The 24885-nt window shown below is 73.6% G+C and carries 23 protein-coding genes; 18 read left to right on the plus strand and 5 right to left on the minus strand.

Features of this window, described 5'->3' with window-relative positions; genetic code table 11:
* The first annotated feature begins 67 nt into the window (after positions 1 to 67).
* Entirely contained in the window at positions 68 to 3868 is a 3801-nt protein-coding gene (gene metH / locus ACI794_RS06540) for a methionine synthase (RefSeq protein WP_456615934.1), read from the plus strand.
* A gap of 28 nt (positions 3869 to 3896) precedes the next feature.
* On the opposite strand, the gene ACI794_RS06545 is transcribed toward metH, so the two are convergent.
* Entirely contained in the window at positions 3897 to 5273 is a 1377-nt protein-coding gene (locus tag ACI794_RS06545; RefSeq protein WP_456615935.1) for a copper resistance D family protein, read from the minus strand.
* Positions 5270 to 5869, minus strand: a complete 600-nt coding sequence (locus tag ACI794_RS06550) for a copper resistance CopC family protein (protein WP_456615936.1) — start codon at positions 5867 to 5869, stop codon at positions 5270 to 5272. Before ACI794_RS06550 ends, ACI794_RS06545 begins: the two co-directional genes overlap by 4 nt.
* 294 nt (positions 5870 to 6163) lie before the next feature.
* Here ACI794_RS06550 and ACI794_RS06555 point away from each other — a divergent pair, with 294 nt between their 5' ends.
* From ACI794_RS06555 to ACI794_RS06565, 3 genes are all read left to right on the plus strand, one after another.
* The gene (locus ACI794_RS06555) at positions 6164 to 6934 is read left to right on the plus strand and encodes a hypothetical protein (protein ID WP_456615937.1); all 771 of its coding nucleotides are present in this window, start codon (positions 6164 to 6166) and stop codon (positions 6932 to 6934) included.
* 70 nt (positions 6935 to 7004) lie between these two features.
* Entirely contained in the window at positions 7005 to 7724 is a 720-nt protein-coding gene (locus ACI794_RS06560; RefSeq protein WP_456615938.1) for a class F sortase, read from the plus strand.
* A 251-nt stretch (positions 7725 to 7975) separates the two neighbouring features.
* Entirely contained in the window at positions 7976 to 8680 is a 705-nt protein-coding gene (locus ACI794_RS06565) for an HAD family hydrolase (protein ID WP_456615939.1), read from the plus strand.
* A gap of 23 nt (positions 8681 to 8703) precedes the next feature.
* On the opposite strand, the gene ACI794_RS06570 is transcribed toward ACI794_RS06565, so the two are convergent.
* Positions 8704 to 9651: a RecB family exonuclease gene (locus ACI794_RS06570; protein ID WP_456615940.1), complete on the minus strand. Its 948-nt coding sequence runs from the start codon at positions 9649 to 9651 to the stop codon at positions 8704 to 8706.
* 95 nt (positions 9652 to 9746) lie between these two features.
* Here ACI794_RS06570 and ACI794_RS06575 point away from each other — a divergent pair, with 95 nt between their 5' ends.
* Entirely contained in the window at positions 9747 to 10682 is a 936-nt protein-coding gene (locus ACI794_RS06575; RefSeq protein ID WP_456601638.1) for a tRNA (adenine-N1)-methyltransferase, read from the plus strand.
* A gap of 267 nt (positions 10683 to 10949) precedes the next feature.
* Positions 10950 to 12725 (plus strand): proteasome ATPase, encoded by a 1776-nt coding sequence (arc, locus tag ACI794_RS06580; RefSeq protein WP_456581374.1) that lies wholly within the window; start codon positions 10950 to 10952, stop codon positions 12723 to 12725.
* Between the two features lie 215 nt (positions 12726 to 12940).
* Here arc and ACI794_RS06585 read toward each other — a convergent pair whose 3' ends face one another.
* Positions 12941 to 13549 (minus strand): transglycosylase family protein, encoded by a 609-nt coding sequence (locus ACI794_RS06585; protein ID WP_456615941.1) that lies wholly within the window; start codon positions 13547 to 13549, stop codon positions 12941 to 12943.
* 290 nt (positions 13550 to 13839) lie between these two features.
* Here ACI794_RS06585 and dop point away from each other — a divergent pair, with 290 nt between their 5' ends.
* The 7 genes from dop to pafA all read left to right on the plus strand — a co-directional run bounded on the left by dop (position 13840) and on the right by pafA (position 19966).
* Positions 13840 to 15345: a depupylase/deamidase Dop gene (dop, locus tag ACI794_RS06590; protein ID WP_456615942.1), complete on the plus strand. Its 1506-nt coding sequence runs from the start codon at positions 13840 to 13842 to the stop codon at positions 15343 to 15345.
* A 116-nt stretch (positions 15346 to 15461) separates the two neighbouring features.
* Positions 15462 to 15671, plus strand: coding sequence for a ubiquitin-like protein Pup (locus ACI794_RS06595; RefSeq protein WP_456615943.1), 210 nt, complete (start codon positions 15462 to 15464; stop codon positions 15669 to 15671).
* A gap of 22 nt (positions 15672 to 15693) precedes the next feature.
* Complete coding sequence (locus ACI794_RS06600; RefSeq protein ID WP_456615944.1) at positions 15694 to 16353, plus strand: endonuclease VII domain-containing protein; 660 nt, start codon at positions 15694 to 15696, stop codon at positions 16351 to 16353.
* A 99-nt stretch (positions 16354 to 16452) separates the two neighbouring features.
* Positions 16453 to 17310, plus strand: coding sequence for a proteasome subunit beta (gene prcB / locus ACI794_RS06605; RefSeq protein WP_456601633.1), 858 nt, complete (start codon positions 16453 to 16455; stop codon positions 17308 to 17310).
* 3 nt (positions 17311 to 17313) lie between these two features.
* Positions 17314 to 18177 carry a proteasome subunit alpha gene (gene prcA, locus ACI794_RS06610; protein ID WP_456601632.1) on the plus strand — a complete coding sequence of 288 codons (864 nt, stop codon included), beginning with the start codon at positions 17314 to 17316 and terminating at the stop codon, positions 18175 to 18177.
* A 27-nt stretch (positions 18178 to 18204) separates the two neighbouring features.
* Entirely contained in the window at positions 18205 to 18552 is a 348-nt protein-coding gene (locus tag ACI794_RS06615) for a hypothetical protein (protein WP_456615945.1), read from the plus strand.
* A 55-nt stretch (positions 18553 to 18607) separates the two neighbouring features.
* Positions 18608 to 19966, plus strand: coding sequence for a Pup--protein ligase (gene pafA, locus ACI794_RS06620; protein ID WP_456581366.1), 1359 nt, complete (start codon positions 18608 to 18610; stop codon positions 19964 to 19966).
* Between the two features lie 151 nt (positions 19967 to 20117).
* Here the strand turns inward: pafA and ACI794_RS06625 are convergent, their stop codons facing one another.
* The gene (locus ACI794_RS06625) at positions 20118 to 21239 is read right to left on the minus strand and encodes a DUF3866 family protein (protein ID WP_456615946.1); all 1122 of its coding nucleotides are present in this window, start codon (positions 21237 to 21239) and stop codon (positions 20118 to 20120) included.
* A 76-nt stretch (positions 21240 to 21315) separates the two neighbouring features.
* Between ACI794_RS06625 and ACI794_RS06630 the strand changes: the two genes are divergently transcribed.
* From ACI794_RS06630 to tatC, 5 genes are all read left to right on the plus strand, one after another.
* Entirely contained in the window at positions 21316 to 22308 is a 993-nt protein-coding gene (locus tag ACI794_RS06630) for a helix-turn-helix transcriptional regulator (RefSeq protein ID WP_456601629.1), read from the plus strand.
* Positions 22305 to 23288, plus strand: coding sequence for a helix-turn-helix transcriptional regulator (locus ACI794_RS06635; protein WP_456601628.1), 984 nt, complete (start codon positions 22305 to 22307; stop codon positions 23286 to 23288). Before ACI794_RS06630 ends, ACI794_RS06635 begins: the two co-directional genes overlap by 4 nt.
* A 9-nt stretch (positions 23289 to 23297) precedes the next feature.
* Positions 23298 to 23504, plus strand: coding sequence for a hypothetical protein (locus tag ACI794_RS06640; RefSeq protein WP_456601627.1), 207 nt, complete (start codon positions 23298 to 23300; stop codon positions 23502 to 23504).
* Positions 23505 to 23615: 111 nt separating this feature from the next.
* Positions 23616 to 23945, plus strand: a complete 330-nt coding sequence (tatA, locus tag ACI794_RS06645) for a Sec-independent protein translocase subunit TatA (RefSeq protein ID WP_456581361.1) — start codon at positions 23616 to 23618, stop codon at positions 23943 to 23945.
* A gap of 25 nt (positions 23946 to 23970) precedes the next feature.
* Positions 23971 to 24885, plus strand: a complete 915-nt coding sequence (gene tatC / locus ACI794_RS06650) for a twin-arginine translocase subunit TatC (RefSeq protein ID WP_456615947.1) — start codon at positions 23971 to 23973, stop codon at positions 24883 to 24885.

Genomic DNA, 24885 nt, shown 5'->3' on the forward strand with positions numbered 1-24885 from the left:
GCCAGCCCGCCGGGGTGACGGAGCGCGAGGCCCGCACGCCCATCGAGCAGAACCACTGGGGATCACCGTGTCCGAGTCACCCGACCTCCGCCCCGATGCCACAGCGGCGCTCACCGCCCTGATGCAGCAGCGGATCCTGGTGCTCGACGGCGCCATGGGGACGGCCATCCAGCGGGACCGCCCCGACGAGGCGGGCTACCGCGGCGAGCGCTTCGCCGACTGGCCGAGCGACGTCCAGGGCAACAACGACCTGCTCAGCATCACGCAGCCGGAGATCATCGCCGGCATCCACCGCGAGTACCTCGAGGCCGGCGCGGACCTGATCGAGACCAACACCTTCAACGCGACGTCGATCTCGCTGGCCGACTACGGCATGCAGGAGCTGGCCTACGAGCTGAACCTGGCCTCGGCCCGGCTGGCCCGCCGCGAGGCCGACGCGATGGCCGCCCGCACTCCCGGGAGGCCGCGCTTCGTCGCCGGAGCGATCGGCCCCACCAGCCGGACCGCCTCGATCTCCCCGGACGTCAACGACCCGGGGGCCCGCAACGTCAGCTTCGACGAGCTCGTCGAGGCCTACCTCGAGCAGGCGGACGGCCTGGTCGACGGTGGGGTCGACGCCCTGCTGATCGAGACGATCTTCGACACGCTCAACGCCAAGGCGGCGATCTTCGCGCTCGAGACGCTGTTCGAGCAGCGCGGCCGCCGCTGGCCGGTCCTGATCTCCGGCACGATCACCGACGCCTCCGGGCGCACCCTGTCCGGGCAGGTCACCGAGGCCTTCTGGAACTCCGTCCGGCACGTGCGGCCGCTCCTGGTCGGGCTGAACTGCGCGCTCGGGGCGAAGGAGATGCGGCCCTACGTCGCCGAGCTCTCGCGGGTCGCCGACACGTTCGTCTCCTGCTACCCGAACGCCGGCCTGCCCAACGCCTTCGGCGAGTACGACGAGTCGCCGGAGGAGACGGCGGCGATCGTCGCCGAGTTCGCCGAGTCCGGATTCGTGAACCTCGTGGGCGGCTGCTGCGGCACCACGCCGGCGCACATCGCGGCGATCGCCCGGTCGGTGGAGGGAGCGTCGCCCCGCACCCCGGCGCAGCCCCGCCCGGCGCTGCGGCTGTCCGGCCTCGAGCCGCTCGCGGTCAGCGAGGAGTCGCTGTTCGTCAACGTCGGCGAACGCACCAACATCACCGGGTCCGCGCGTTTCCGGAACCTCGTCAAGGCCGGCGACTACCCGGCCGCGCTCGCCGTCGCCCGCCAGCAGGTGGAGGCGGGCGCGCAGGTCATCGACGTCAACATGGACGAGGGGATGATGGACGGCGTCGAGGCGATGGACCGCTTCACCAAGCTGATCGCCGCCGAGCCCGACATCTGCCGCGTGCCCACGATGATCGACTCCTCCAAGTGGGAGGTGATCGAGGCAGGGCTGAAGAACGTCCAGGGCAAGGCGATCGTCAACTCCATCTCGCTGAAGAACGGCGAGGAGGAGTTCGTCCACCAGGCCACGCTCTGCCGGAGGTACGGGTCGGCCGCCGTGGTCATGGCCTTCGACGAGCAGGGCCAGGCCGACACCCTCGAGCGGCGCATCGAGATCTGCCGCCGCGCCTACGACGTCCTCACCACGCGGGTGGGCTTCCCGGCCGAGGACATCATCTTCGACCCGAACGTCTTCGCCGTCGCCACGGGGATCGAGGAGCACGCGAACTACGGCGTCGACTTCATCGAGGCGACGCGCTGGATCAAGCGGAACCTGCCCGGCGCGCTGGTCTCCGGCGGCGTCTCGAACGTCTCGTTCTCCTTCCGGGGCAACAACCGCGTCCGCGAGGCGATCCACGCGGTCTTCCTCTTCCACGCCATCAGGGCCGGCATGGACATGGGGATCGTCAACGCCGGAGCCCTCGAGGTCTACGACGAGGTGCCGGCGGAGCTGCGGGAGCGGATCGAGGACGTCGTCCTCAACCGGCGCCCGGACGCCACCGAGCGGCTGCTGGAGATCGCCGGCGACTACGCCGGGGACGGCGGGGCCCGCGAGGTCGCCACCGAGGAGTGGCGGGCCCTGCCGGTGGGGGAGCGGATCACCCACGCGCTCGTGAAGGGCATCGACGCGCACGTCGAGGACGACACCGAGGAGCTGCGCCGGGAGATCGCCGCGCGCGGTGGGCGGCCCATCGAGGTCATCGAGGGTCCGCTGATGGACGGGATGAACGTCGTCGGCGACCTGTTCGGCGCCGGGAAGATGTTCCTGCCGCAGGTGGTGAAGTCCGCGCGGGTGATGAAGAAGGCCGTCGCCTACCTCATCCCGTTCATCGAGGCGGAGAAGCAGCCCGGCGACGCCGAGCGCAGCAACGGCAAGGTGGTCATGGCCACCGTGAAGGGCGACGTCCACGACATCGGCAAGAACATCGTGGGCGTCGTCCTGCAGTGCAACAACTACGACGTCGTCGACCTCGGGGTCATGGTGCCGGGGCAGCGGATCCTGGACGCCGCCAAGGAGGAGGGCGCCGACATCATCGGGCTCTCCGGGCTGATCACGCCCTCGCTGGACGAGATGGTCGGCCTCGCCTCGGAGATGGAGCGGCAGGGCTTCGAGATCCCGCTGCTCATCGGGGGCGCCACGACCTCGCGGGCGCACACGGCCGTGAAGGTGGCGCAGAAGTACCACGGCCCGGTGATCTGGGTGAAGGACGCCTCCCGGTCGGTCCCCGTGGTCGCCGCGCTGCTGTCGGACGAGCAGCGGCCCGGCCTGCTGGCCGAGACCGAGGCCGACTACGCGGCCCTGCGGGAGCGGCACGCCGCCCGGCAGGACAGCCGGACCCTGCTGCCGCTGGCGCAGGCACGGGCGAAGGCGACCCCGGTGGACTGGAGCGGCTACACCCCGCCGCGGCCGCGGATGCTCCTCCAGCAGGCGAAGGACGTCTGCGACGGCCCCACCTGCGACCACCGGCACGGGCACGCCACGCAGTTCGTGAAGACCTTCCCCGACTACCCGCTGGCCGAGCTGCGGGAGTACATCGACTGGCAGCCGTTCTTCAACGCCTGGGAGATGCGCGGGCGGTTCCCCGACATCCTGCACAACCCGGCGACCGGTGAGGCGGCCCGGCGGCTGTACGAGGACGCGCAGGCGATGCTCGACCGGATCGTGGCGGAGCGGTGGCTGCGGGCCAGCGGCGTCTTCGGGTTGTTCCCGGCCAACCGGGTCGGGGGCGAGGACATCGAGGTCTACACCGACGAGTCACGCACCGCCGTCCGCGCCACGCTGCACCAGCTGCGGCAGCAGACCGAGGGCCGCGACGGCTCCGCGCGCAAGTCGCTGGCGGACTTCGTGGCGCCCCGGGAGACCGGTCTGCGCGACTACGTCGGCGCCTTCGCGGTGACCGCCGGGCTGGGCTCGGCCGAGCGGGTGGCGGCGTTCAAGAAGGACAACGACGACTACAGCGCGATCATGCTCGAGGCGCTGGCCGACCGGCTGGCCGAGGCGTTCGCCGAGCGGCTGCACCAGCGGGTCCGCCGGGAGTTCTGGGGCTACGCCGCCGACGAGTCGCTGGACAACGAGGCGCTGATCGCGGAGAAGTACCGCGGCATCCGCCCCGCCCCGGGTTACCCGGCGTGCCCGGAGCACACCGAGAAGCTCACCATCTGGGACCTGCTCGACGTCGAGGCCGCCACGGGCATCCAGCTCACCGAGAGCCTGGCCATGTGGCCCGGCGCGGCGGTGAGCGGGCTGTACTTCGCCCACCCGCAGGCGCAGTACTTCGTGCTGGGCCGGGTGGGCCGCGACCAGGTCGAGGACTACGCCGCCCGCAAGGGCTGGACGGTCGCCGAGGCGGAGCGGTGGCTCTCGCCGAACCTCGGTTACCGCACCGAGGACGAGTAAGGACCCCGGCTGAAGGGCCCCCGTCCCCTCACCGGCTGACGACCAGGACGTCGGTCAACTCCGCCGAGTGGCGGCTGGCGAAGGGGTGGGCGCCTGGCTCCGTGGGGGCCAGGAAGGTGGTCAGCGTCCCGCCGGGGACGACGACGTCGAAGGACCCGTCGGCCGCGGTGAGGGTCACCTCCGCGGCGCCGGCGTTGAACACGCTCACCCGGGACCCCGGGGCGACCGGGCCGGCGACGTGGAAGCGCTCGTCGTCGACCAGCACCCCCACCGACAGCTCGCCGTGGTCGTGGCCGGCCATCGGGTCGGCGCTGCCCGCCGGTGCCGTGGCCGACGCGGCGGTGTGCGTGGCGCCCGCCGGGGGAGGGGAGGCCGCGAGCGCGACGGCCAGCGTCACGGTGGCGAGCATCAGCACGACCTCGCCGGCGGCGAACCGGCGGAACTCGCGCCCCTGGCCCGCGCGCAGCAGGGGGAGGGTGTGCCGGCGGTGGTGCAGGCCGAGCACGCCGAGCACGGTCAGCCCGGCGGTCTTGGCCAGCAGCAGGGCGCCGTAGCCGGTGCCCAGCGCCGTCACCGCCGCCTCGGTGCCGCCGAGCAGGAGCACGGCGGAGAGCACCCCGGAGACGGCCGTGGCCAGGAAGCAGCCCAGGGCGAGGCGGCTGAACCGGGACGCGGCCTCGGCCACCGCGGCGCCGCGGCGGGCGTAGGCGAGGAGGGCCAGCAGACCACCGACCCACGCGGCCGCGGCGACGACGTGGATCCCGAGGGTCGTGACGGCGAGCAGCCGGTCCTCCGCCGCCGAGGAGTGGCCGGTGAGCACGACCGGGACGACGAGCGCCGCGCCGGCCACCAGCAGGAGGAGCCCCGCGGCGGGAGCTCCTGCGCTGCGGCGGGCGGCGATGCCGACGAGGCCCGCGAGCGCCGCCACCAGCAGGCCCGCGCGGCCGGCGCCGGTCTCCTCGAGGAAGACCCGCAGCGAGGCCCAGGTCAGCGACGTCGGGGGTGTGCCGACCAGCCGGCTGACGGTGAGCAGCGCGCCGAGGGCGGCCGCTCCGGCCCACGCGAGCGCCCAGGTCGATGCGGCGCGGAGCGCCCGTCGGACCTCCTCGGGCGGGCCGGCCCGCCGGGGCAGCAGGACGGCGGCGAGGAGGAGGGCGCCGACCGTCCCCACCGCCGACACCCGGCCGGCCAGCGTGATCACCGGCAGCCCCCAGCCGACCAGCGGGCCGGCGCCGGGGAGCCCGGAGGGAGCCGGCTCGGGAGCCCCGCCCCCGACGACCAGAGCGCCGAGGAGGAGGGCGGCCAGGCCCGCGGCCGTGAGCCCGACGGCGCGTGGCGGCCGCCACCGGGTGCGTGCGCGGGCGTCGTCGACGGCGACGGCACGCGCGGGCACGGCGAGGCTCACGGACGTCCGCGCAGCCGGCCCGCGACGAGGATGCCGAGCCCGACCAGCACGACGGCGCCGACGGCCACCCACACCCCGCCGGGACCGGCGGCGTCCACGTCGGCGGCCGCCGCCGCGGGCGACGGCGTCGCGGCCTCCGGTGACGGTGCTGCGGGGTCCGGCGTCGGCGCCGCGGGCCCGGCAGAGGACGCGGCCGGGGTCGTCGCCGTGGCCACGGCGAAGTCGAAGGTGCCCGTGAGCGGGTGCCCGTCCGAGGACGTGCTCCGCCAGACGACCTGATAGGTCCCGGCGGGCCGGTCGGCGATGAGGCGCTGGACCACGGAGGTGCCCCGGACCTCCGCGTCCCCTTTGGAGAGGACTGCGCCGTCGGCGTCCGTCACCACGACGAGCGTGCCGAGCGGCAGCGGTTCGCCGGAGAAGACGAGCCCGACCGTGGACGGGGAGGAGTCCACGGTGGCGCCCGCCGCCGGTGTGGTGCCCACCAGCCCGTCGTGGGCGAGCGCGGACGGCGCCGTGGCCAGGAAGAGCACGCCGGTCACCAGGGCCAGCAGCAGCGCCGTGCCCCGCCGGTGGCGGACCTGTCGCGAAGCAGTCATGCCCGTCCTTCGTTCCGAGCCGGGCTTCCGGTTGCCCGGGCCCCACGAGCCTCGGCGAGCACCGACGCGGCGGTCAACCACCACCCCTGTGCCCACGGCCTCCCCAAAACCGGGTGAACCGATCCGGCCCCGGCTCCCGAAGGCAGGACGGACAGCGCGGCCGGGGACCGGTCCGCTGCTCCGGGTCTCCGGACCGGAACCACGGCCGGCGCAGAGGCGCGCCGGCCGGCGCGACGGGTGATCGGCGCTCTCGCCGGCGCCCACCGCCACCACTCCGAACACGAGGAGCACACCTTGCGCAAGGCACTCGCACTCCCGACCGTCGCCCTGGCCGCCGCGGCCTTCCCGCTGCTGGCCGTCTCCACCGCCTCGGCGCACGAGGGGCCGCACAGCTACCAGGCCGACCTCGGCGCCCTCAACCAGTCCGGCGTCCAGGGCACCGGCATGGTGACGCTCGACGGCACCACGGCGACCGTGATGATCGAGGCCTCCGGGCTCCTCGCCGGCGCGCCCCACGCCCAGCACTTCCACATCGGCGCCCAGGGCACCTGCCCGACCGGCGCCGCCGACGAGAACGGTGACGGCTTCGTCAGCGTGACCGAGGGGGCGCCGTTCTACGGCGCCATCGGCTCCTCCCTCACCACCACCGGCGACACCGGTCCGGACAGCGGCCTGGCCATCGACCGCTTCCCGACCGCCGAGGGCGGCTCCGTCAGCTACGAGCGCACCTTCGAGGTGAGCGAGGACGTGCACCAGGCGTTCGAGGACGGCACCGCGGTCCTCGTCGTGCACGGCGTCGACCAGAACGGTTCCGGCACCTACGACGGCGACGTCATGAGCGACCTCGACCCGTCGCTGCCCATGGAGGCGACCGCGCCCGCGGCGTGCGGCACCCTGGCGGTCGCGCAGATGGGCGCCGCGCCCGCCGGTGGCGCCGAGACCGGCGGTGGGAGCACCGTGGGTGCCGAGCAGCAGACGGCCATGGGCGTCGGCGCCCTCGCGCTGACCGGCGCCGCGGTCGCCGGTGGGCTGGCCTACCGGCGTCGGCAGGCCGAGCAGGCCTGATCCGTCCCCGGGCCGCGCGGGAGGATCTCCTCCCGCGCGGCCCGGCCCGCACACCCCGGAGGGAGCCCGCGTGACCGAGCAGAACGGCCGTCGGCCGAGCACCCGCACGTGGACGGCGCTGGCCGTCGGGCTGGCCCTCGTGGCCGTCGTGGCCCTCGCCGTGGCGGTGACCGGGCAGCGGCAGGCCCCGCAGCCGGTGGCGTCGGCCGACGCGTCCGCCACTGCCTCCGCGCCCGCCAGCCCGTCCGCGCCCGCCAGCCCGTCCGCGCCCGCTCCGCCCGGCCCGGGGACCGCGGCCGCGGAGTCGGCAGCCGGGGCCGATGCCGTGGCCGAGCCGGTGGCGGTGAGCATCCCGGCCATCGGGGTGACCAGCGACCTGCTCCGCCTGGGGCTGAACGGCGACGGCACCGTGGAGGTGCCGCCGCTGGAGCCGGACGACCAGGCCGGCTGGTACGAGCGCGGTCCGGCGCCCGGCGCGGTCGGCCCCGCGGTCGTCCTGGGGCACGTGGACTCCGCCGAGCACGGCCCGGGGGTGTTCTTCGACCTCGGCGCGCTGGCAACCGGTGACGAGGTGGAGGTGGCCCGCGCCGACGGGACCGTCGTGGTCTTCGCCGTCGACCGGGTCGAGCGGCACCCGAAAGCCGACTTCCCGACCCTCGAGGTCTACGGCAACACCGACGACGCGCAGCTGCGGCTGATCACCTGCGGTGGGGACTTCGACTCCTCCGTGCGCAGCTACGAGGACAACGTGATCGCCTTCGCCACCCTGGTGCGCACCGAACCGGCCTGATCCCGGCGGCTCGGGACCCGGTGATCCAGCGGCCCGAGGACACCCGGCCGCCACCGGTCACGCAGCCGTGACCAGCACCGCGTCCGGGCTCGTCCGGTGCCACCACTCCGGTGGCACCACTCCGGTAGGGCGCCGCTCCGGCTCCGCCCCCCGGGCTGGGACACTCGGAGCCGCGGACCACCCACCGCGTGGACGGCTGCCCTGCGCGCCGTGCCTCCTCAGCCGGATCACGAAGGAACGTCGCAGCCCTGATGCCGAACGACCTCGCCGCCGTCCTGTTCGACATGGACGGCACGTTGGTGCAGACCGAGGAGTACTGGGGCGAGGCGATGTTCGAGCTCGCCGCCTCGCTGGGCGGGCGCATGTCACCCGAGGCCCGGGCGGCGACGGTGGGGACGAGCATGCGCCGGTCGATGCAGGTCCTCCACGCCGACCTGGGGGTCGTCCGCACGCAGCAGCAGCTGCAGGCCGACGCCCGATGGGTCGAGGACCGGGTCGGCGAGCTGATGGGGCGCGGGATCGCGTGGCGGCCAGGCGCCCGCGAGCTGATCTCGGCCGTCCGTGCCGCGGGGCTGCGGATGGCCCTGGTGACGACGACGCCGCGCCGGCTCGCCGACATCGTCCTGGGCAGCATCGCGGCCGACCTCGGGAACAGCCCGTTCGAGGCCACCGTGTGCGGCGACGAGGTGCCCGCGCGCAAGCCCGACCCGGCGCCGTACCTGCAGGCGGCCGTCGCCCTGGGCGTGGAGCCCGCGGCCTGCGTCGTCGTGGAGGACTCGATGGTGGGCGTCACCTCCGGGCTGGCCGCCGGCATGGCGGTGCTCGGGGTGCCGGCGTTGCAGCCGGTCCCGCCCGCGCCCGGGCTGACCCTGCGCGACACGCTCGCCGGCGTCGGGGTGCGCGAGCTCCTCGAGGTCCTCGCCGCCGGGCGGTCGGCGTTGCTCGCCGGCCGCTGAGCTGGACGAGCGTCAGCCGGGGCTCAGACCGGTGTGACCGGCAGCGTCGTGCGCCAGCCGGCCGCCGCGGCGGCGTCGGCCGGGAACGGCGGGGGAGTGCCCCCGAACGCCGGGCACAGCGCCTGGTGGTCGCACCAACCGCACAGCCGGCTCTTGTTCGGCCGGAACTCGCCGGTGGCGACGGCGCGCTCGATCGCCGACCAGATGGCCAGCAGCGTCCGCTCGAACCGGACCAGCTCCGCCTCCTCCGGGGCGTAGGTGAGCGCGTCGCCGTCGCCGAGGTAGAGCAGTTTGAGCTGGGCGGCGACGACCCCACGGGTGCGCCAGAGGACCAGCGCGTAGAACTTCATCTGGAACAGCGCCTTGGACTCGAACGCCTCGCGGGGCATCGAGCCGGTCTTGTAGTCGACGACCCGCAGCGCGCCGTTCGGGGCGACGTCGAGCCGGTCGACGTAGCCGCGCAGCAGGAGCCCGTCGGGCAGCGTGACCTCGACCAGCTCCTCGCGGCCGGCCGGCTGGATGCGGCGCGGGTCCTCCAGCGTGAAGTACTTCTCGACGAGCTTGCCGGCCGAGGCCAGCCAGGCGGCCACCGACTCCGGGGCGTTCGCGTCGGTCTCGGCGCCCTCCTCCTGCCCGGTCTCGAACAGCTCGGCGATGCCCGGCTCCTCGCGCAGCTCCGCCCAGGCCGGCTCGACCAGCTCCAGCGCGCTCTCGGGGGTGCGCCGCGCGGGGGGCAGGTCGTAGAGCCGCTCCAGCACGGAGTGCACCAGGGTGCCGCGGACGGCGGCCAGGCTCTTGCGCTCGGGCAGCCGGTCGATCGTGCGGAAGCGGTAGAGCAGCGGGCAGGTCTTGAAGTCGGCCGCGCGGCTGGGGGAGAGCGACGGGCGACGCGGTGCCGCCGCCTCGCCGGGCGTCGCCGCGCCCTCGGCGGGCGTGTCGGTTCCCGTGCCGGTCTGCACCATCGCCGTCATGCACCCGAGGCTAGGTGGCGCCTCCGACAGTTCCGAGCGCCCGCGCCGCATCGGCGTCCCGGGTCACACCAGCACCGTCCGTACCCTGGTCGCCCGTGACCAGTGAGCAGGAGCCCGTGACCGACGTCGTCGACGAGGCGCAGCCCGCGCCGGCCGGGACGCCGGAGGACGCGGGGGAGCAGCCGGCCGCCCAGCGGGCCGAGCCCGTGGAGGGCGCGTTCGTCGCGGGGGACCGCGTGCAGCTCACCGACCCCAAGGGACGGCTGCACACCGTCGTCCTGACCCCGGGCAAGCAGTTCCACACCCACCGCGGCGCCATCGAGCACGACGACCTCATCGGCGCGCCCGAGGGCTCCGTCGTGCACTCCACGGCGAACACCGGCTACCTCGCGCTGCGGCCGCTGCTGGCCGACTACGTGCTCTCCATGCCGCGCGGCGCGCAGGTCATCTACCCGAAGGACGCCGCGCAGATCGTCGGCTTCGGCGACGTCGGCCCCGGCATGCGCGTGCTGGAGGCCGGGGCGGGCTCCGGGGCGCTGAGCTGCTCGCTGCTGCGGGCCGTGGGCTCCGAGGGCTCGCTGACCAGCTACGAGCGGCGCGAGGACTTCCTCGACGTGGCCCGGGCCAACGTCGGCGCCTTCTTCGGCGAGGTCCCGGGCAACTGGGACCTGCGGCTGGGCGACCTGGCCGACCACCCGGCCGAGGAGGTCGTCGACCGCGTCGTCCTGGACATGCTGGAGCCGTGGGCGGTGCTGCCCACCGTCGCCGCGGCGCTGCGGCCGGGCGGCGTGCTCGTCGGCTACGTGGCCACCGTGACCCAGCTCTCCACCTACGTGGAGGCGCTGCGCGCGCAGGGCGTCTGGACCGAGCCCTACGCCTGGGAGACCCTCCTGCGGCCGTGGCACGCCGTCGGCCTCGCCGTCCGCCCGGAGCACCGGATGGTCGCCCACACCGCCTTTCTCGTCACCGCCCGCCGGCTCGCCGAGGGCGCCGTCGCACCGATCCGCCAGCGGCGCGCTCAGAAGCACTGAAAGGACCCTCCTGCCCCCCGCCGCTCGCACGCTCGCGGCGGGGCCCTGCAGGAGGGCCGTTCCAGCACGTCCCGAGGCTCGGCGCGGGTCCCTGAAGGGTTGCCGTTCCAGCACGACACGCGGCTTGCCCCGGGATCCTGCGGCGGTGGCGAGGGGTCACGAGGGCGTCACTAGCAGCCCGTCACGACCTCCGCGAGCCCACGGCGAACTGTCCCTCCGCGTGTATAGATTTGCGTCCTGGCTCCCCCGACTGTGCGGAGGTGCGCGATGGGCCTGGGTCCTGACGAGCTGAGGGCGCGGCGCGAGCGTGACGTCGCCTCGCTGCTCAGCCAGATCTCCTACCTCGAGGAAGAGATCGGCCTGCTCCGCCGCAAGGTGGCCGACAGCCCGCGCCAGGTGCGCGCGCTGGAGGAGCGGATCGCCGAGGCCGAGGGGCGTGCGGCCTTCCTCTCCGAGCGCAACGACAAGCTGGCCGGCACCCTGCGCGAGGCCCGCGAGCAGCTGGTCACGCTCAAGGAGGAGGTCGACCGGCTGGGCCAGCCGCCGTCGGGCTACGGCGTCTTCCTCACCTCCTACGACGACGGCACGGTCGACGTGTTCACCGGCGGCCGCAAGCTGCGGGTCTCCGTCTCGCCGAACGTCGAGGTCGAGGGCTTGCGAACCGGCCAGGAGGTCATGCTCAACGAGGCGATGAACGTCGTCGAGGCGCGCGACTTCGAGCGGCAGGGCGACGTCGTCATGCTCAAGGAGCTGCTCGAGCCGGTCGACGGCGTCACGCCGCGCGCGCTGGTCATCGGCCACACCGACGAGGAGCGCGTCGTCTACCTCGCCGACTCGCTCAGCGACCAGCCCCTGCGCGTCGGCGACTCGCTGCTGCTGGAGAGCCGGTCGGGCTACGTCTACGAGCGGATCCCCAAGAGCGAGGTCGAGGAACTCGTCCTCGAAGAGGTCCCCGACATCGACTACGCCGACATCGGTGGGCTCTCGCGGCAGATCGAGCAGATCCGCGACGCCGTCGAGCTGCCCTTCCTGCACGCCGACCTGTTCCGCGAGTTCCAGCTGCGCCCGCCCAAGGGCATCCTGCTGTACGGCCCGCCCGGCTGCGGCAAGACGCTGATCGCCAAGGCGGTCGCCAACTCGCTGGCCAAGAAGGTGGCGGCGGTCAAGGGCGAGGGCGTCAACCAGGCGAAGTCCTACTTCCTCAACATCAAGGGCCCCGAGCTGCTCAACAAGTACGTCGGGGAGACCGAGCGGCACATCCGCCTGGTGTTCCAGCGGGCACGGGAGAAGGCCAGCGAGGGCACGCCGGTCATCGTCTTCTTCGACGAGATGGACTCGATCTTCCGCACCCGCGGCTCCGGCGTCTCCTCCGACGTCGAGTCGACGATCGTCCCGCAGCTGCTCAGCGAGATCGACGGCGTCGAGGGCCTGGAGAACGTCATCGTCATCGGCGCCTCCAACCGCGAGGACATGATCGACCCGGCGATCCTGCGGCCCGGCCGGCTCGACGTGAAGATCAAGATCGAGCGGCCCGACGCCGAGGCGGCGCGTGACATCTTCAGCAAGTACCTGGTGCCCGAACTGCCCCTGCACGCCGACGACCTCGCCGAGCACGGCGGCAACCGCGAGTCGACGATCGCCGGGATGATCCAGCGCACCGTCGAGCGGATGTACACGGAGAGCGAGGAGAACCGCTTCCTCGAGGTCACCTACGCCAACGGTGACAAGGAGGTCCTGTACTTCAAGGACTTCAACTCCGGCGCCATGCTGCAGAACATCGTCGACCGCGCGAAGAAGATGGCGATCAAGGAGCGGCTGGAGACCGGCACCGGCGGGCTCCGCGTCGGCCACCTGATGCAGGCGTGCCTCGACGAGTTCAAGGAGAACGAGGACCTGCCCAACACCACCAACCCCGACGACTGGGCGCGGATCTCGGGCAAGAAGGGCGAGCGGATCGTCTACATCCGCACGCTCATCAGCGGCAAGGGCAACGAGGCCGGGCGCGCCATCGACACGGCGACGAACACCGGCCAGTACCTCTAGCGCCGACGACGGACGGCCCGGCCACCTGCGCGGTGGCCGGGCCGTCCGTCTGCCTGCCGGCAGCCCGTCCGTCGGGGCTCGTCCGTCGGGGCTCGCGACGATCAGGGGACCTGATCGCGGCGTGTCCTCCCTCACCGCACACCGCGAGGACGGACACGTCACGGTGAGGGAGGACGGCGTGAGGAGTCCGGAACCCCGGACGCCGGTCGGGCGGGTCAGCCCAGGGAGAGGACCTGGCCGGGGTAGATGAGCCCCGGGTCGGCGCCGATGACGTCGCGGTTGGCGTCGTACACGGCGCGCCAGTCCAGGCCGGCGGCGGCTGCGATCCGCGAGAGGGTGTCACCGGCCTGGACCGCGTACTGCTGTCCGGCGTCGGCCGGAGCAGGGGTGGGCGCGGGGGCAGCCGGTGCCGGGGCGGGTGCCGGTGCGGCGGCGCTGCCGGCCTTGTCGGCCTCGGTGAGCCCGAGCTTCGCCGAGCAGGCCGGCCATGCGCCCCAGCCCTGCGCCGCGAGGGTCTTCTCGGCGATCGAGATCTGCTGCTCACGCGTCGCCAGGTCGGCCCGCGCGGCGTACTCCAGGCCGCCGAACGCCTCCCAGGTGGGCTGGTAGAACTGCAGGCCGCCGTAGTAGCCGTTGCCGGTGTTGATCGCCCAGTTGCCGCTGCTCTCGCACTGCGCGAGGCGGTCCCAGGTCGCGCCGTCGGCGGCCGCGGCGGTGCCCGTGCCGAGGAACGGGGCGATCAGCGCGGCGCCGGCGACGGCGACACCCGCGGCGCCGCGGCGGAAGGGGCGGGTGGACGGGCGGGGAGTGCTGCGGTTGGTCATGACCCTCTCGAACGGCGGGCGCCCACGCGACCGACCCGCGACGGGGCAGCACGGTCCACCCACGGTGCCGGATCGATGGAGAAGGAGCGCGGCCGCTGGGCGGAGAGGGCGCGCGGCGCGTCCTGAGGGTGCAGCGGATCGGCTCGACGGCCGACATCCGTGCACGACCCCGATGACCGCTCGGTGCGGCCGGGGCGTCACCGAGGCTACGGAAGGGTTCCGGCATCCGCCAGGCCGCGGGCTCGATGCCGGCGCCGGGCCCGCGGACGGGACCGGCCTAGGGTTGGGCCATGAGCGTGCGGCGGGTCATGGGCACCGAGGTCGAGTACGGCATCTCGGTGCCGCGGCAGCCGGGGGCCAACCCGACGACGCTGTCCAGCCTCGTGGTGAACGCATGGGCGGTGGCCGAGGCGCCGACACCCCGTCGTCCCCGGTGGGACTTCGAGGAGGAGTCGCCGCTGCGGGACGCCCGCGGCTTCGACCTGACCCCCGCGCAGGCGCTGGACCACAACGACCTCGACGAGGACTCCGGGATGGCCAACGTCATCCTGACCAACGGCGCCCGGCTCTACGTCGACCACGCCCACCCGGAGTACTCGACGCCTGAGGTCACCACCCCGCGCGACATCGTGCTGTGGGACAAGGCCGGGGAGCGGGTCATGGCCGAGGCCGCCCGTCGCGCCGCGCAGATCCCCGGCACCCACCCCATCCAGCTGTACAAGAACAACACCGACGGCAAGGGCGTCTCCTACGGGGCCCACGAGAACTACCTGATGGACCGCCGGACGCCGTTCATCGACATCATCCGCGGGCTCGTGCCGTTCTTCGTCACCCGCCAGGTGTTCGCGGGGTCCGGCAAGGTCGGCATCGGCGTGGAGAGCCGGACGGCGGGCTTCCAGCTCTCGCAGCGCGCCGACTTCTTCGAGGTCGAGGTCGGCCTGGAGACGACGCTGAAGCGGCCGATCATCAACACCCGCGACGAGCCGCACGCCAACCCCGACGAGTACCGCCGTCTGCACGTGATCATCGGGGACGCCAACCTCGCCGAGCTGTCGACCTACCTCAAGGTCGGGACGACGTCGCTCGTCCTCGCGATGATCGAGGCGCGCGTGCTGCCGCCGGACCTGGCCGTCGAGGAGCCGGTGGCCGAGCTGCAGGCGGTCAGCCACGACCCCTCGCTCACCCACCGGGTGCGGCTGCGCGACGGCCGGCGGCTGACCGCGATCGAGGTGCAGCGGCTGTACCTCGAGCGGGCCGAGCGCTTCGTCGAGACCCGCGGGGAGCGCGACGAGCAGACCGACGACGTGCTGCGCCAGTGGGCCGCGGTCCTCGACGACCTCGAGGCGGACCCGATGCGGCTGGCAGACCGGCTGGACTGGCCGGCGAAGCTCCGCCTGCTGGAGGGCTACCGCTCGCGCGACGGCCTGGAGTGGAACGACTCGCGGATGCAGCTGGTCGACCTGCAGTACTCCGACGTCCGGCCGGACAAGGGGCTGTACAACCGGCTGGTCGCGCGCGGTGCCATGAAGCGCCTGGTCACCGACGAGGAGGTGACCCGGGCCATGGTGATGCCCCCCTCGGACACCCGCGCGTTCTTCCGCGGCGAGTGCCTGCGCCGCTTCCCCGCGCAGATCGCCGCGGCCTCCTGGGACTCGGTCGTCTTCGACCTGGGCCGGGAGAACCTGGTCCGCATCCCGACGATGGAGCCGTTGCGCGGCACGCGGGAGCACGTGGGCGCGTTGTTCGAGGCCTCGGCGACGGCCCAGGAGCTCGTCGACACGATCACCGGCCCCTGACCGGTCGTCCACAGTCCGGGGAGCCGTCCACCGGTCCCGGTCGGCGGACGCCGGATGTCGGTGCCGGCGGGTAGTTTCCTGACCAGCACCAGCCACTTGACGGACCGGAGGGCAGCATGGCCACCAGGGACACCGGCGGGCAGCAGAAGGCGACGCGGTCGCGCGAGGAGAACGAGGAGATCGAGGCCTCGGTCGACTCCGACGTCGCCGAGCGCCACGAGAAGATGTCCGAGGACGTCGATTCTTTGCTGGACGAGATCGACGACGTATTGGAAGAGAATTCCGAGGAATTCGTCCGCTCTTATGTGCAAAAAGGGGGCCAATAGGCCTCTCTCGCAGGAATGCTGAATGGCCAACGAGAAGTTCTGCCGGGATTGCGGTGAGCTGAGACCGGTCGCCGAATTCACACGTGACCGCCGGAGGGCGGACGGCCTCAGCTTCTACTGCAAGTTGCACGCCCGGCGCCGGCTCTTGGCCTCGAAGGACGCCCGACAGGGGCCGCCGAAGCGTCGCCACCGCCGTGAAGTCGACGTGCCGGAGGGGTCCAAGTGGTGCCCGGACTGCGGAGTGGTCAAGCCGGTCGCTGACTTCGTCCGCAATGCCACCCAGCCGTCCGGGCGAGCGCCCTACTGCAAGCCCTGCCACAACGCGCGCGGCGAACGCTCGAAGGAGAGGGTCGGCGGTGCACGGACCTATCACCTCAAGCGGCGTTACGGCATCACCGCCGCAGAAGCCGACGTCATGCTCGAGGAGCAGAACGGCGTGTGCGCCATCTGCCGTGCGGCGCCGGCCCAGCATGTCGACCACGACCACGCCACCGGCGCGATCCGGGCGCTGCTGTGCTTCAACTGCAACGGCGGGCTCGGTCAGTTCCGGGACGACCCCTGGCTGATGCGCATGGCCGCCTTCTACGTGGAGCACCACATGCAGCAGCAGGCGATCGCCGTGCTCCAGGCTGCCGGCGCCGAGGACCCGGACGGCCAAGCCGACGTCAGTGGCCGCCGGTAGGGTCCCTGGGGACGTCCGGGACCGCATCCGAGCACTACGGCGCGGCGCCCGGCAGAGCAGCGGTGCACGCCGGCGGGAGCAGGCGGGAGAGGCGGATGGGTGAACGAGTCGTCAGCTGGCCGGAGCGGGTTCCCGCCCGCCTACCTGGACCGGGTGGGTTCCTCGTTCACCGACTTCCTGGCCGCCTCGTCTCCCGACCTGCTCCCGGGCCGCCGGCCGGTCCCGCAGCTGCCCGTGGGTGACATCGCGCCGCACGGCACCACGATCGTCGCCGCCACCTACGAGGGCGGCGTGCTCATGGGCGGCGACCGCCGGGCCACCATGGGCAACTACATCTCCAGCCGCGACATCGAGAAGGTCTACCCGGCCGACTCCTACAGCGTCATCGGCATCGCGGGTGCGGCGGGCATCGCCATCGAGATGGTCAAGCTCTACCAGGTCGAGCTCGAGCACTACGAGAAGATCGAGGGGCTCACCATGTCCCTCGACGGCAAGGCCAACCGGCTCGCCCAGATGATCCGCGGCAACCTCGGCGCGGCGCTGCAGGGGCTCGCCGTCGTCCCGCTGTTCGCCGGTTTCGACCTCGACGCCGCCCCGGGCGCGCTCCCGGGCCGCATCTTCAGCTACGACGTCACCGGTGGGAACTACGAGGAGCGCGGCTACGCGGCCGTCGGCTCGGGCTCGCTGTTCGCGCGCAACAGCCTCAAGAAGACCTGGCGCCAGGGCCTGGACGCGGCGGCGGCCACCCGCACCGTCGTCGAGGCGCTCTACGACGCCGCCGACGACGACTCCGCCACCGGCGGCCCCGACCCGGTCCGGCGGCTCTACCCGATCGTCTACCGGGTGGACGCCGAGGGCGCGATCCGGCTCACCGACGCCGAGATCGCCGCCGTCGCCGACGCCATCGTCACCGAGCGCGCCGCCGCCGAGCGCGAGAACTCCGCCGGGGAGGCCTGAGCCATGACCATGCCGTACTACGCCTCCGCCGAGCAGGTCATGCGCGACCGCTCGGAGTACGCCCGCAAGGGCATCTCCCGCGGTCGCAGCGTCGCCGTGCTCACCTACGCCGACGGCGTCCTGCTCATCGCCGAGAACCCCAGCTCCACGCTGCACAAGATCGGCGAGATCTACGACCGCATCGGCTTCGCCGCGGTGGGCCGCTACAGCGAGTTCGAGAGCCTGCGGGTCGCCGGCGTCCGCCTCGCCGACGTCCGCGGCTACTCCTACAACCGGCGCGACGTCACCGGCCGGGTGATCGCCAACGCCTACGCCCAGACCCTCGGCGCGATCTTCACCGAGCAGATGAAGCCCTACGAGGTCGAGCTGTGCGTCGCCGAGGTCGGCGAGACCCCCGAGCACGACCAGCTCTACCGCCTCACCTTCGACGGCTCGGTCGTCGACGAGCCCGACTTCGTCGTGATGGGCGGGCAGGCCGAGGCCGTCACGGCCCACCTGCGCGAGAACTTCCACCCCGGCATGGGGCTGGCCGACGCGCTGCGGGTCGGGGTCGACGCGCTCTCCGCCGTCAGCCCGGCCACCGCCGGGGCCGGCGACGGCGGGCCGACGCGGCTGACCGCGCACCAGCTCGAGGTCGCCGTCCTCGACCGCCGGCGGCCCAAGCGGGCGTTCCGACGGATCGTGGGCGCCGCCCTGCACAGCGTGCTCGGCGACGGCGAGACCGGCGACGGCGGGACCCCCACCTCGGGTCACGTGCCGAGCCACCCGGCACCCGGCACGCCCGCGGGGCTCGGCGACCCGGCCGCCCCCGACACCGCCGGCGGCGTCACCGACACCGGTGAGGGGCACCCGCAGACCGAGGGCTGACCCGCTCCGGCGGGGTAGGGGAGGGGCATGCCCCACTACGACCTCAACGACGACGCGTTCGCCCAGGCGAAGAAGCTCATCGACCGGGGGGACGTGGACGACCGGACCGAGTGGTCCGACGCTGCGCCCTCCGCCGACGACGGGAACGCCGAGATCGAGGCGCACGGCTGGACGGGTTACGCGGCCTGGCACCTCGCCGTCGACCCGGACGCCGGCGAGGAGACCAAGAAGCGCTACCACTTCCCGTACGGCGACTTCTCGAAGGTGAACCGGGCGGCGCTGATCCACGGCAAGCAGCGGGCGTCGCAGAACGGGCACGACGAGATCGAGCGCGCGTTCGACGACCTGCTGCAGCGGCTCGACGCGAAGCGGTAGCGGCCCGCCGGTCCGGCGGTGGGCCGCTGTCGCTCCCGGCGCCTAGTCTCGGAGCGTGGACCGACGGATCTTCGGGATCGAGACCGAGTACGGCGTCACGTGCACCTTCAAGGGGCAGCGCCGCCTCTCGCCGGACGAGGTCGCCCGGTACCTGTTCCGGCGCGTGGTGTCGTGGGGGCGCAGCTCCAACGTCTTCCTGCGCAACGGCTCCCGGCTCTACCTCGACGTCGGCAGCCACCCCGAGTACGCGACGGCCGAGTGCGACGACCTCTCCGAGCTGGTCGTCCACGACAAGGCCGGCGAGCGGATCCTCGAGGGCCTGCTCGTCGACGCCGAGCAGCGGCTGGCCGAGGAGGGCGTCACCGGCGACATCTACCTGTTCAAGAACAACACCGACTCCGCGGGCAACAGCTACGGCTGCCACGAGAACTACCTCGTCGGCCGGCACGGGGAGTTCGGCCGGCTCGCCGACGTCCTGATCCCGTTCCTGGTCAGCCGGCAGATCGTCGTCGGCGCCGGCAAGGTGCTGCAGACCCCGCGGGGCGCCCTGTACTGCGTCAGCCAGCGCGCCGAGCACATCTGGGAGGGCGTGTCGTCGGCGACCACGCGCTCCCGGCCGATCATCAACACCCGCGACGAGCCGCACGCCGACGCGGAGCGCTACCGGCGGCTGCACGTCATCGTCGGCGACTCGAACATGAGCGAGACGACGACGCTGCTCAAGGTCACCATGACCGACCTCGTGCTGCGCATGATCGAGGCCGGCACCCCGATCCGGGACATGACGCTGGAGAACCCGATCCGGGCCATCCGCGAGATCAGCCACGACATGACCGGACGCCGCAAGGTGCGGCTGGCCGGCGGCCGCGAGATGTCGGCCCTGGAGATCCAGTCGGAGTACCACAGCCGGGCCATGGAGTTCGTCGACCGCGAGGGCTGCACCCCGGTCCACCGGCAGATGCTCGAACTGTGGGGCCGGGTGCTCAAGGCCGTCGACAGCGAGGACCTCGGTCTCATCGACCGGGAGATCGACTGGGCGATCAAGTACAGCCTGCTGGAGCGCTACCGGGCCAAGCGGGACCTCCCGCTCTCCTCGCCGCGCATCGCGCAGATGGACCTCGCCTACCACGACATCAGCCGCACCCGCGGGCTGTACTACCTGCTCGAGCGCGCCGGCCAGGTCGACCGCGTGGCCCACGAGCCGCGCATCTTCGAGGCCAAGAGCGTCCCGCCGCAGACCACCCGCGCCCGCCTGCGGGGCGAGTTCATCCGCAAGGCCCAGGAGAAGCGCCGCGACTTCACCGTCGACTGGGTGCACCTCAAGCTCAACGACCAGGCCCAGCGCACCGTGCTGTGCAAGGACCCGTTCAAGGCCGTGGACGAGCGCGTCGAGAAGCTCATCGCCTCCATGTGATCTGGCGCGCCGAGTGGGCCCGGAGGGTCCGCGCAGGCGCGACAGGGAGACGCCCTGCGAGGGACGTGCTGCGACGCGGGGGCCGGAGGCTCCCCGGCGCGGCACGTCGGCTGGGCTCAGCGCAGCGGGGGGACGGCTCGTGGCCGCGGTGTCAGCCGGAGGCTGACGAAGCGAGGGGTGCTTGCAGGGCGGCGTAGCGGCCGGCTGCCGCGGCCGCCAGGAAGTAGGCGCGCTCCTCCGGGTAGCCGCGGCCCATCGTCCGCAGCGGCACCGGCGAGAGCCCCAGTGCCGCGTCCAGCCCGTCGGTGTCCACCCAGACGACGGTGTTGCGCTCGGGCTGGCCCGCGAGGTCCTCGTCCACCTGCCCGCCCATCTCGGACGAGAGCCCGCGCGGCGCCACCAGCGCCACCCCGCCCAGCGCCACCCGCCCGAAGGCGGTCAGCGAGTGGTGGGAGACCCCGCGGTGCCGTGGGCGGGGGTCGGCGTCGGAGATGCGCAGCGCTCCGACCGGCACCCCGCCCAGCACGCTGACGGCGTTGCAGGCCTCACCGGCGGCCACCCCGGAGAAGCCCCACGGCGTCCCCGTCCCCAGGTTCCCGGGCCCCTGGGTGACGATCGCCAGGTCGGCGCGGAGCACGTGCCGGGCCGCCAGCAGCCCGGTGTGCAGGGTGACCGCCTCCAGGTCGCCGCCGTAGGCCTGCCCCACCGTGACGACGCCGGCCAGCGAGGGCTTGAGCGCCCCCACGGTGCGGGAGAACGCCGCCGGCAGCGCCCCGCCGTCGGTCATCACGTAGGCGACCCTGAGGTCGGGGTCGGTGGCGAGCATCCCGATGAGGATCGCCGGCAGCGCCGAGTGCAGGTCGGCCACCACGACCGGCATCCCGCCGAGGTCGTCGGCGTCGGCGATCGTCGCGTGGTGCTCGGTCTCCTGCTCGTCGACGCCCTGCACCATCACCTGCAGCGGCGTGTACCGGGCCTTCACCAGGTGCCCGGGGCCCTCGGGGTCCGGCGGCAGCCGGTCGGGGACGGCGACCACCAGCGCGTAGCCCCCGGTACCCAGGCCCCGCGCCAGGGCGGTGGTGTTCAGCAGCACGTCGTCGCCCACCTCGGGGACGCCGACCAGCGAGGGGTGGGCCAGTGCGCGGAGCTCGCCCTCACCGCCCACCTCGACGGTCAGCTCCAGCGCGTCGGGCCAGGACCGGCCGGTCGCGGTGACCCGGCCGCGCCGCCAGCGGATCCGGGACGCGGGCGCGGAGGCAGCAGCACGGGTCATACCGGCAGGCTATCCAGCGGGCCGCGGACCGGCCGGGCGGCGACGGGGCGCCGGCGGGCTGACTAGCCTGAGGGCCATGGCGGCCAAGCGGGCGGAACGACTGGTCAACCTGGTCATCGCGCTCCTGAGCACGCGCCAGTACGTGACGGCGGCGCGCATCCGCGCCACCGTGCCGGGCTACGAGGCCGACGACGGCACGGACCGGGCCGACGAGGCGTTCAAGCGCATGTTCGAGCGCGACAAGGCCGAGCTCCGCGAGATGGGGGTGCCCCTGGAGACCGGGCGCACCAGTGTCTTCGACACCGAGGACGGCTACCGCATCGCCCGGGCCGACTACGAGCTCCCCGAGATCCACCTGACCGGGGAGGAGGCAGCTGCCGTGGGCCTGGCGCTGCGGCTCTGGGAGTCCGCGCAGCTCGCCGGCGCCGCGCAGGGCGCCCTGGTCAAGCTCCGGGCGGCCGGGGTCGACGTCGACTCCTCCCGCGCGTTGCCGATCAAGCACCGGCTGGACCGCGGCGAGGCGGCGTTCGAGCCCTGCTACGCCGCCGCCCGCGACCGGCGCCGTCTCCAGTTCGACTACCGGCGCCCCGACGAGGACACCGCCGTCCGCCGGGACGTCCAGCCCTGGGGCGTCGTCGCCTGGCACGGCCGCTGGTACATGGTCGGCCAGGACCTCGACCGCCAGGCGCCGCGCGTGTTCCGGCTCTCCCGCGTGGTCGGCACCCCGAAGGCCGTCGGGCCGGCGGGCGCCTTCGAACCGCCGGCCGACCTGGACCTGACCGCGGTCGTCGCCGGCCAGCAGGTGCAGGGGGAGGAGCACCTGGTGGTCGTCCGGGCACGCCCGGGCACGGCCGTGGGGCTGCGCCGGCACGCCACCTCCCTCGGCCCGGCCGACGACGGCACCGGCCAGGTGGAGGACCGGCTGCAGCTGCGCACCACCGAGCCCTGGGCGCTCGCCGACCAGATCGCCGCCTACGGCGCGGACGTCGTCGTCGAGGCCCCGACCACGATGCGGGAGGCCGTGATCGCCCGGCTGACCCGCCTGGCCGCCATGGAGGTGCACGCGTGACCGCCGGCGGGACCACCGACCGGATGACCCGGCTGCTGGCCCTCGTCCCGTACCTCACCGCCCGCCCCGAGGGGGTGCCGCTGGCCGAGGCCGCCCGCGACTTCGGCGTCCCCGAGCGGCAGCTGCAGCGCGACCTCGAACTGCTGTGGATGTGCGGGCTGCCCGGCTACGGCCCGGGCGACCTGATCGACGTCGCCTTCGAGGGCGACCGGGTGCGGGTCACCTTCGACGCCGGCATGGTGCGGCCGCTGCGCCTGACGACGGACGAGGCGGTCGCGCTCGTCGTGGCCCTGCGCACCCTGCTGGAGCTGCCCGGTCTCGCCGAGCGGGAGGCGGTGAGCCGGGCCCTGGCCAAGGTCTCCGCGGCCACCGGTGACGCTGCGGCGCGGACGGCGCCCCTGGCGGTTAGCGTGGACGCACAGGAGGAGACCCTCGCGATCGCCCGCCGCGGGCTGCAGGAGGGGCGCGCGCTCCACCTGCACTACTACGTGCCCGCCCGCGACGAGCGCACCGAGCGCACCGTCGACCCGATGCAGCTGCTGTACGTGGACGGCCACTGGTACCTGGAGGCCTGGTGCCGGCGGGCCGAGGGCGTCCGGCTGTTCCGGCTGGACCGGGTCGACGAGGCCACGGTGCTCGACGAGCCGGCCGCGGCACCGCCCCAGGCCACCAGCCGCAGCATCGACGACGGCCTGTACCAGCCCGGGCCCGAGACGCCCGCCGTCCGGCTGCGGCTGTCCCGCAGCGCCCGGTGGGTCGCCGACTACTACCCGACCGAGGACCTCACCCCCGTCGACGACCCACCCGGCGGGCTCGCCGTCACGGTCCGCACCGCCGACCTGGCGTGGGCCCGGCGGCTGGTCGCCCTGCTGGGCGGCAACGCGGTCGTGGAGGAGCCGGCCGAGCTCGGGGCGCAGGTCGCCGCCGAGGCCCGCGCCGCCCTGGCCCGGTACGGGGTGCCCTCCGGCGGCGCGGGCTAGGGTTCCGCCGTGGTGTTCTGGATCGTCCTCGCCGTCGTGGTCCTGCTGGCGCTCGTCGTCCTCGGCGTGCTCGTCCACGGCGTGCTGGGGTCGTTCGGCCGGCTGGCGCGCGAGCTGACGGCCGCGCAGGACGACGTCGCCCCCGTGCGCGCGGAGCTGCAGCAGTCCGCCGACCACGCCGCCCGGCTGCGCGACGCCCGGACGACCGCCGGCTGAACGGCCGGCGAACTCGACCGGCCGGCGGCTCCACCTCGCGCGCAGACCTCTGGGAATCGCCGCAAGGCGGCGTAGCATCACCGCAGCAACCACACCTCTGGAGGACGCGCCATGGCCGGACTCGGCCCGCTGGAGATCGGTCTGATCATCCTGGCCATCCTGTTGCTCTTCGGCTACAAGAAGCTGCCTGACGCCTCGCGGTCCCTGGGCCGTTCGCTGCGCATCTTCAAGGGCGAGATGAAGGGCATGAAGGACGACGACGTCCGCACCAAGGACGCCGCGCGCACCACGCCGGTGCGCGGGGAGATCGTCGCGCCCGCGTCGCCGGCGTCGGACGACCTCGGCGCCCAGCTGCAGGAGGAGGCGCGGCAGGCCGAGCTCCGGGCCGCGGAGCTGCGGGCGCAGGCCGAGCAGGCCCGCGCGGCCGACCGCTCCCGCTGACCGCACCGCACCCGGGGGGACGGCGGTGAGCGAGGCGACCCGTGGCGCGCGCCGGCGCCGGCGGCCGCCGCGCGACGCGCAGGCCACGATGAGCCTGATCGCGCACCTCACCGAGCTGCGCAACCGCATCCTCAAGGCCGGGCTGGCCATCCTCGTCGCCACCGCGATCTCGTTCTGGTGGTACGGGCACGGCCTCGGGGAGTTCATCCGCGCCCCGTACTGCGGCCTCCCCGAGGAGCTGCGCTACGGCGGGGACGACGCCGGGGGCTGCGGCCTGCTGATCACCAACGTCTTCGGTGGCGTGTTTATCCGCCTCAAGGTCGCCTTCCTGGCCGGCGTGGTGCTCTCCGCCCCGTTCTGGCTCTACCAGCTGTGGGCGTTCATCACCCCCGGCCTCAAGCGCAACGAGAAGCGCTACGGCGTCGGCTTCGTCGCCGTCTCCTCGACGCTCTTCGCCCTTGGCGCCGTGCTCGCCTACGTCTCGCTCTCGGCCGGCCTGGAGCTGCTGCTGAGCCTCGCCGGCGACGGCGTCGTCGTCGCGCTCACCGCCCAGGACTACATCGGCTTCGTGCTGTCGCTGCTGGTCGCCTTCGGCGTCAGCTTCGAGGTGCCGCTGATCGCCGTCGCGCTGAACCTCGCCGGCGTGCTGAGCTACGAGGTGCTGTCGAAGAGCCGCCGGTGGATCTTCTTCCTCACCATCGTCTTCGCCGCGTTCGTGACGCCGACGCAGGACCCGTTCACCATGCTGCTGATGGCCGGCCCGATGATCGTGCTGTTCGAGCTCGCCATCCAGCTCGCCCGCGTCGTCGACCGGCGCCGGGCCCGGCGGGCCGCCGTGGAGCACTTCCACGACCTGGGTGACGACGAGGCCTCGCCGCTGGACGCCCGCCCCTCGGAGCTGGAGGAACCGGTCGAGCACTCGCCGTCGGCCCGCGGCTGA

The organism is Blastococcus sp. SYSU DS0541, from assembly GCF_054050875.1.

Bases quoted from the DNA above. Each gene is read 5' to 3' on its own strand.
- dop (WP_456615942.1), top strand. From the start codon at position 13,840: ATGAGCGTGCGGCGGGTCATGGGCACCGAGGTCGAGTACGGCATCTCG.
- ACI794_RS06625 (WP_456615946.1), bottom strand. From the start codon at position 21,239: ATGACCCGTGCTGCTGCCTCCGCGCCCGCGTCCCGGATCCGCTGGCGG.
- ACI794_RS06615 (WP_456615945.1), top strand. From the start codon at position 18,205: ATGCCCCACTACGACCTCAACGACGACGCGTTCGCCCAGGCGAAGAAG.
- prcA (WP_456601632.1), top strand. From the start codon at position 17,314: ATGACCATGCCGTACTACGCCTCCGCCGAGCAGGTCATGCGCGACCGC.
- ACI794_RS06630 (WP_456601629.1), top strand. From the start codon at position 21,316: ATGGCGGCCAAGCGGGCGGAACGACTGGTCAACCTGGTCATCGCGCTC.
- ACI794_RS06570 (WP_456615940.1), bottom strand. From the start codon at position 9,651: ATGACGGCGATGGTGCAGACCGGCACGGGAACCGACACGCCCGCCGAG.
- ACI794_RS06585 (WP_456615941.1), bottom strand. From the start codon at position 13,549: ATGACCAACCGCAGCACTCCCCGCCCGTCCACCCGCCCCTTCCGCCGC.
- arc (WP_456581374.1), top strand. From the start codon at position 10,950: ATGGGCCTGGGTCCTGACGAGCTGAGGGCGCGGCGCGAGCGTGACGTC.
- ACI794_RS06550 (WP_456615936.1), bottom strand. From the start codon at position 5,869: ATGACTGCTTCGCGACAGGTCCGCCACCGGCGGGGCACGGCGCTGCTG.
- ACI794_RS06595 (WP_456615943.1), top strand. From the start codon at position 15,462: ATGGCCACCAGGGACACCGGCGGGCAGCAGAAGGCGACGCGGTCGCGC.
- ACI794_RS06600 (WP_456615944.1), top strand. From the start codon at position 15,694: ATGGCCAACGAGAAGTTCTGCCGGGATTGCGGTGAGCTGAGACCGGTC.
- ACI794_RS06565 (WP_456615939.1), top strand. From the start codon at position 7,976: ATGCCGAACGACCTCGCCGCCGTCCTGTTCGACATGGACGGCACGTTG.
- tatA (WP_456581361.1), top strand. From the start codon at position 23,616: ATGGCCGGACTCGGCCCGCTGGAGATCGGTCTGATCATCCTGGCCATC.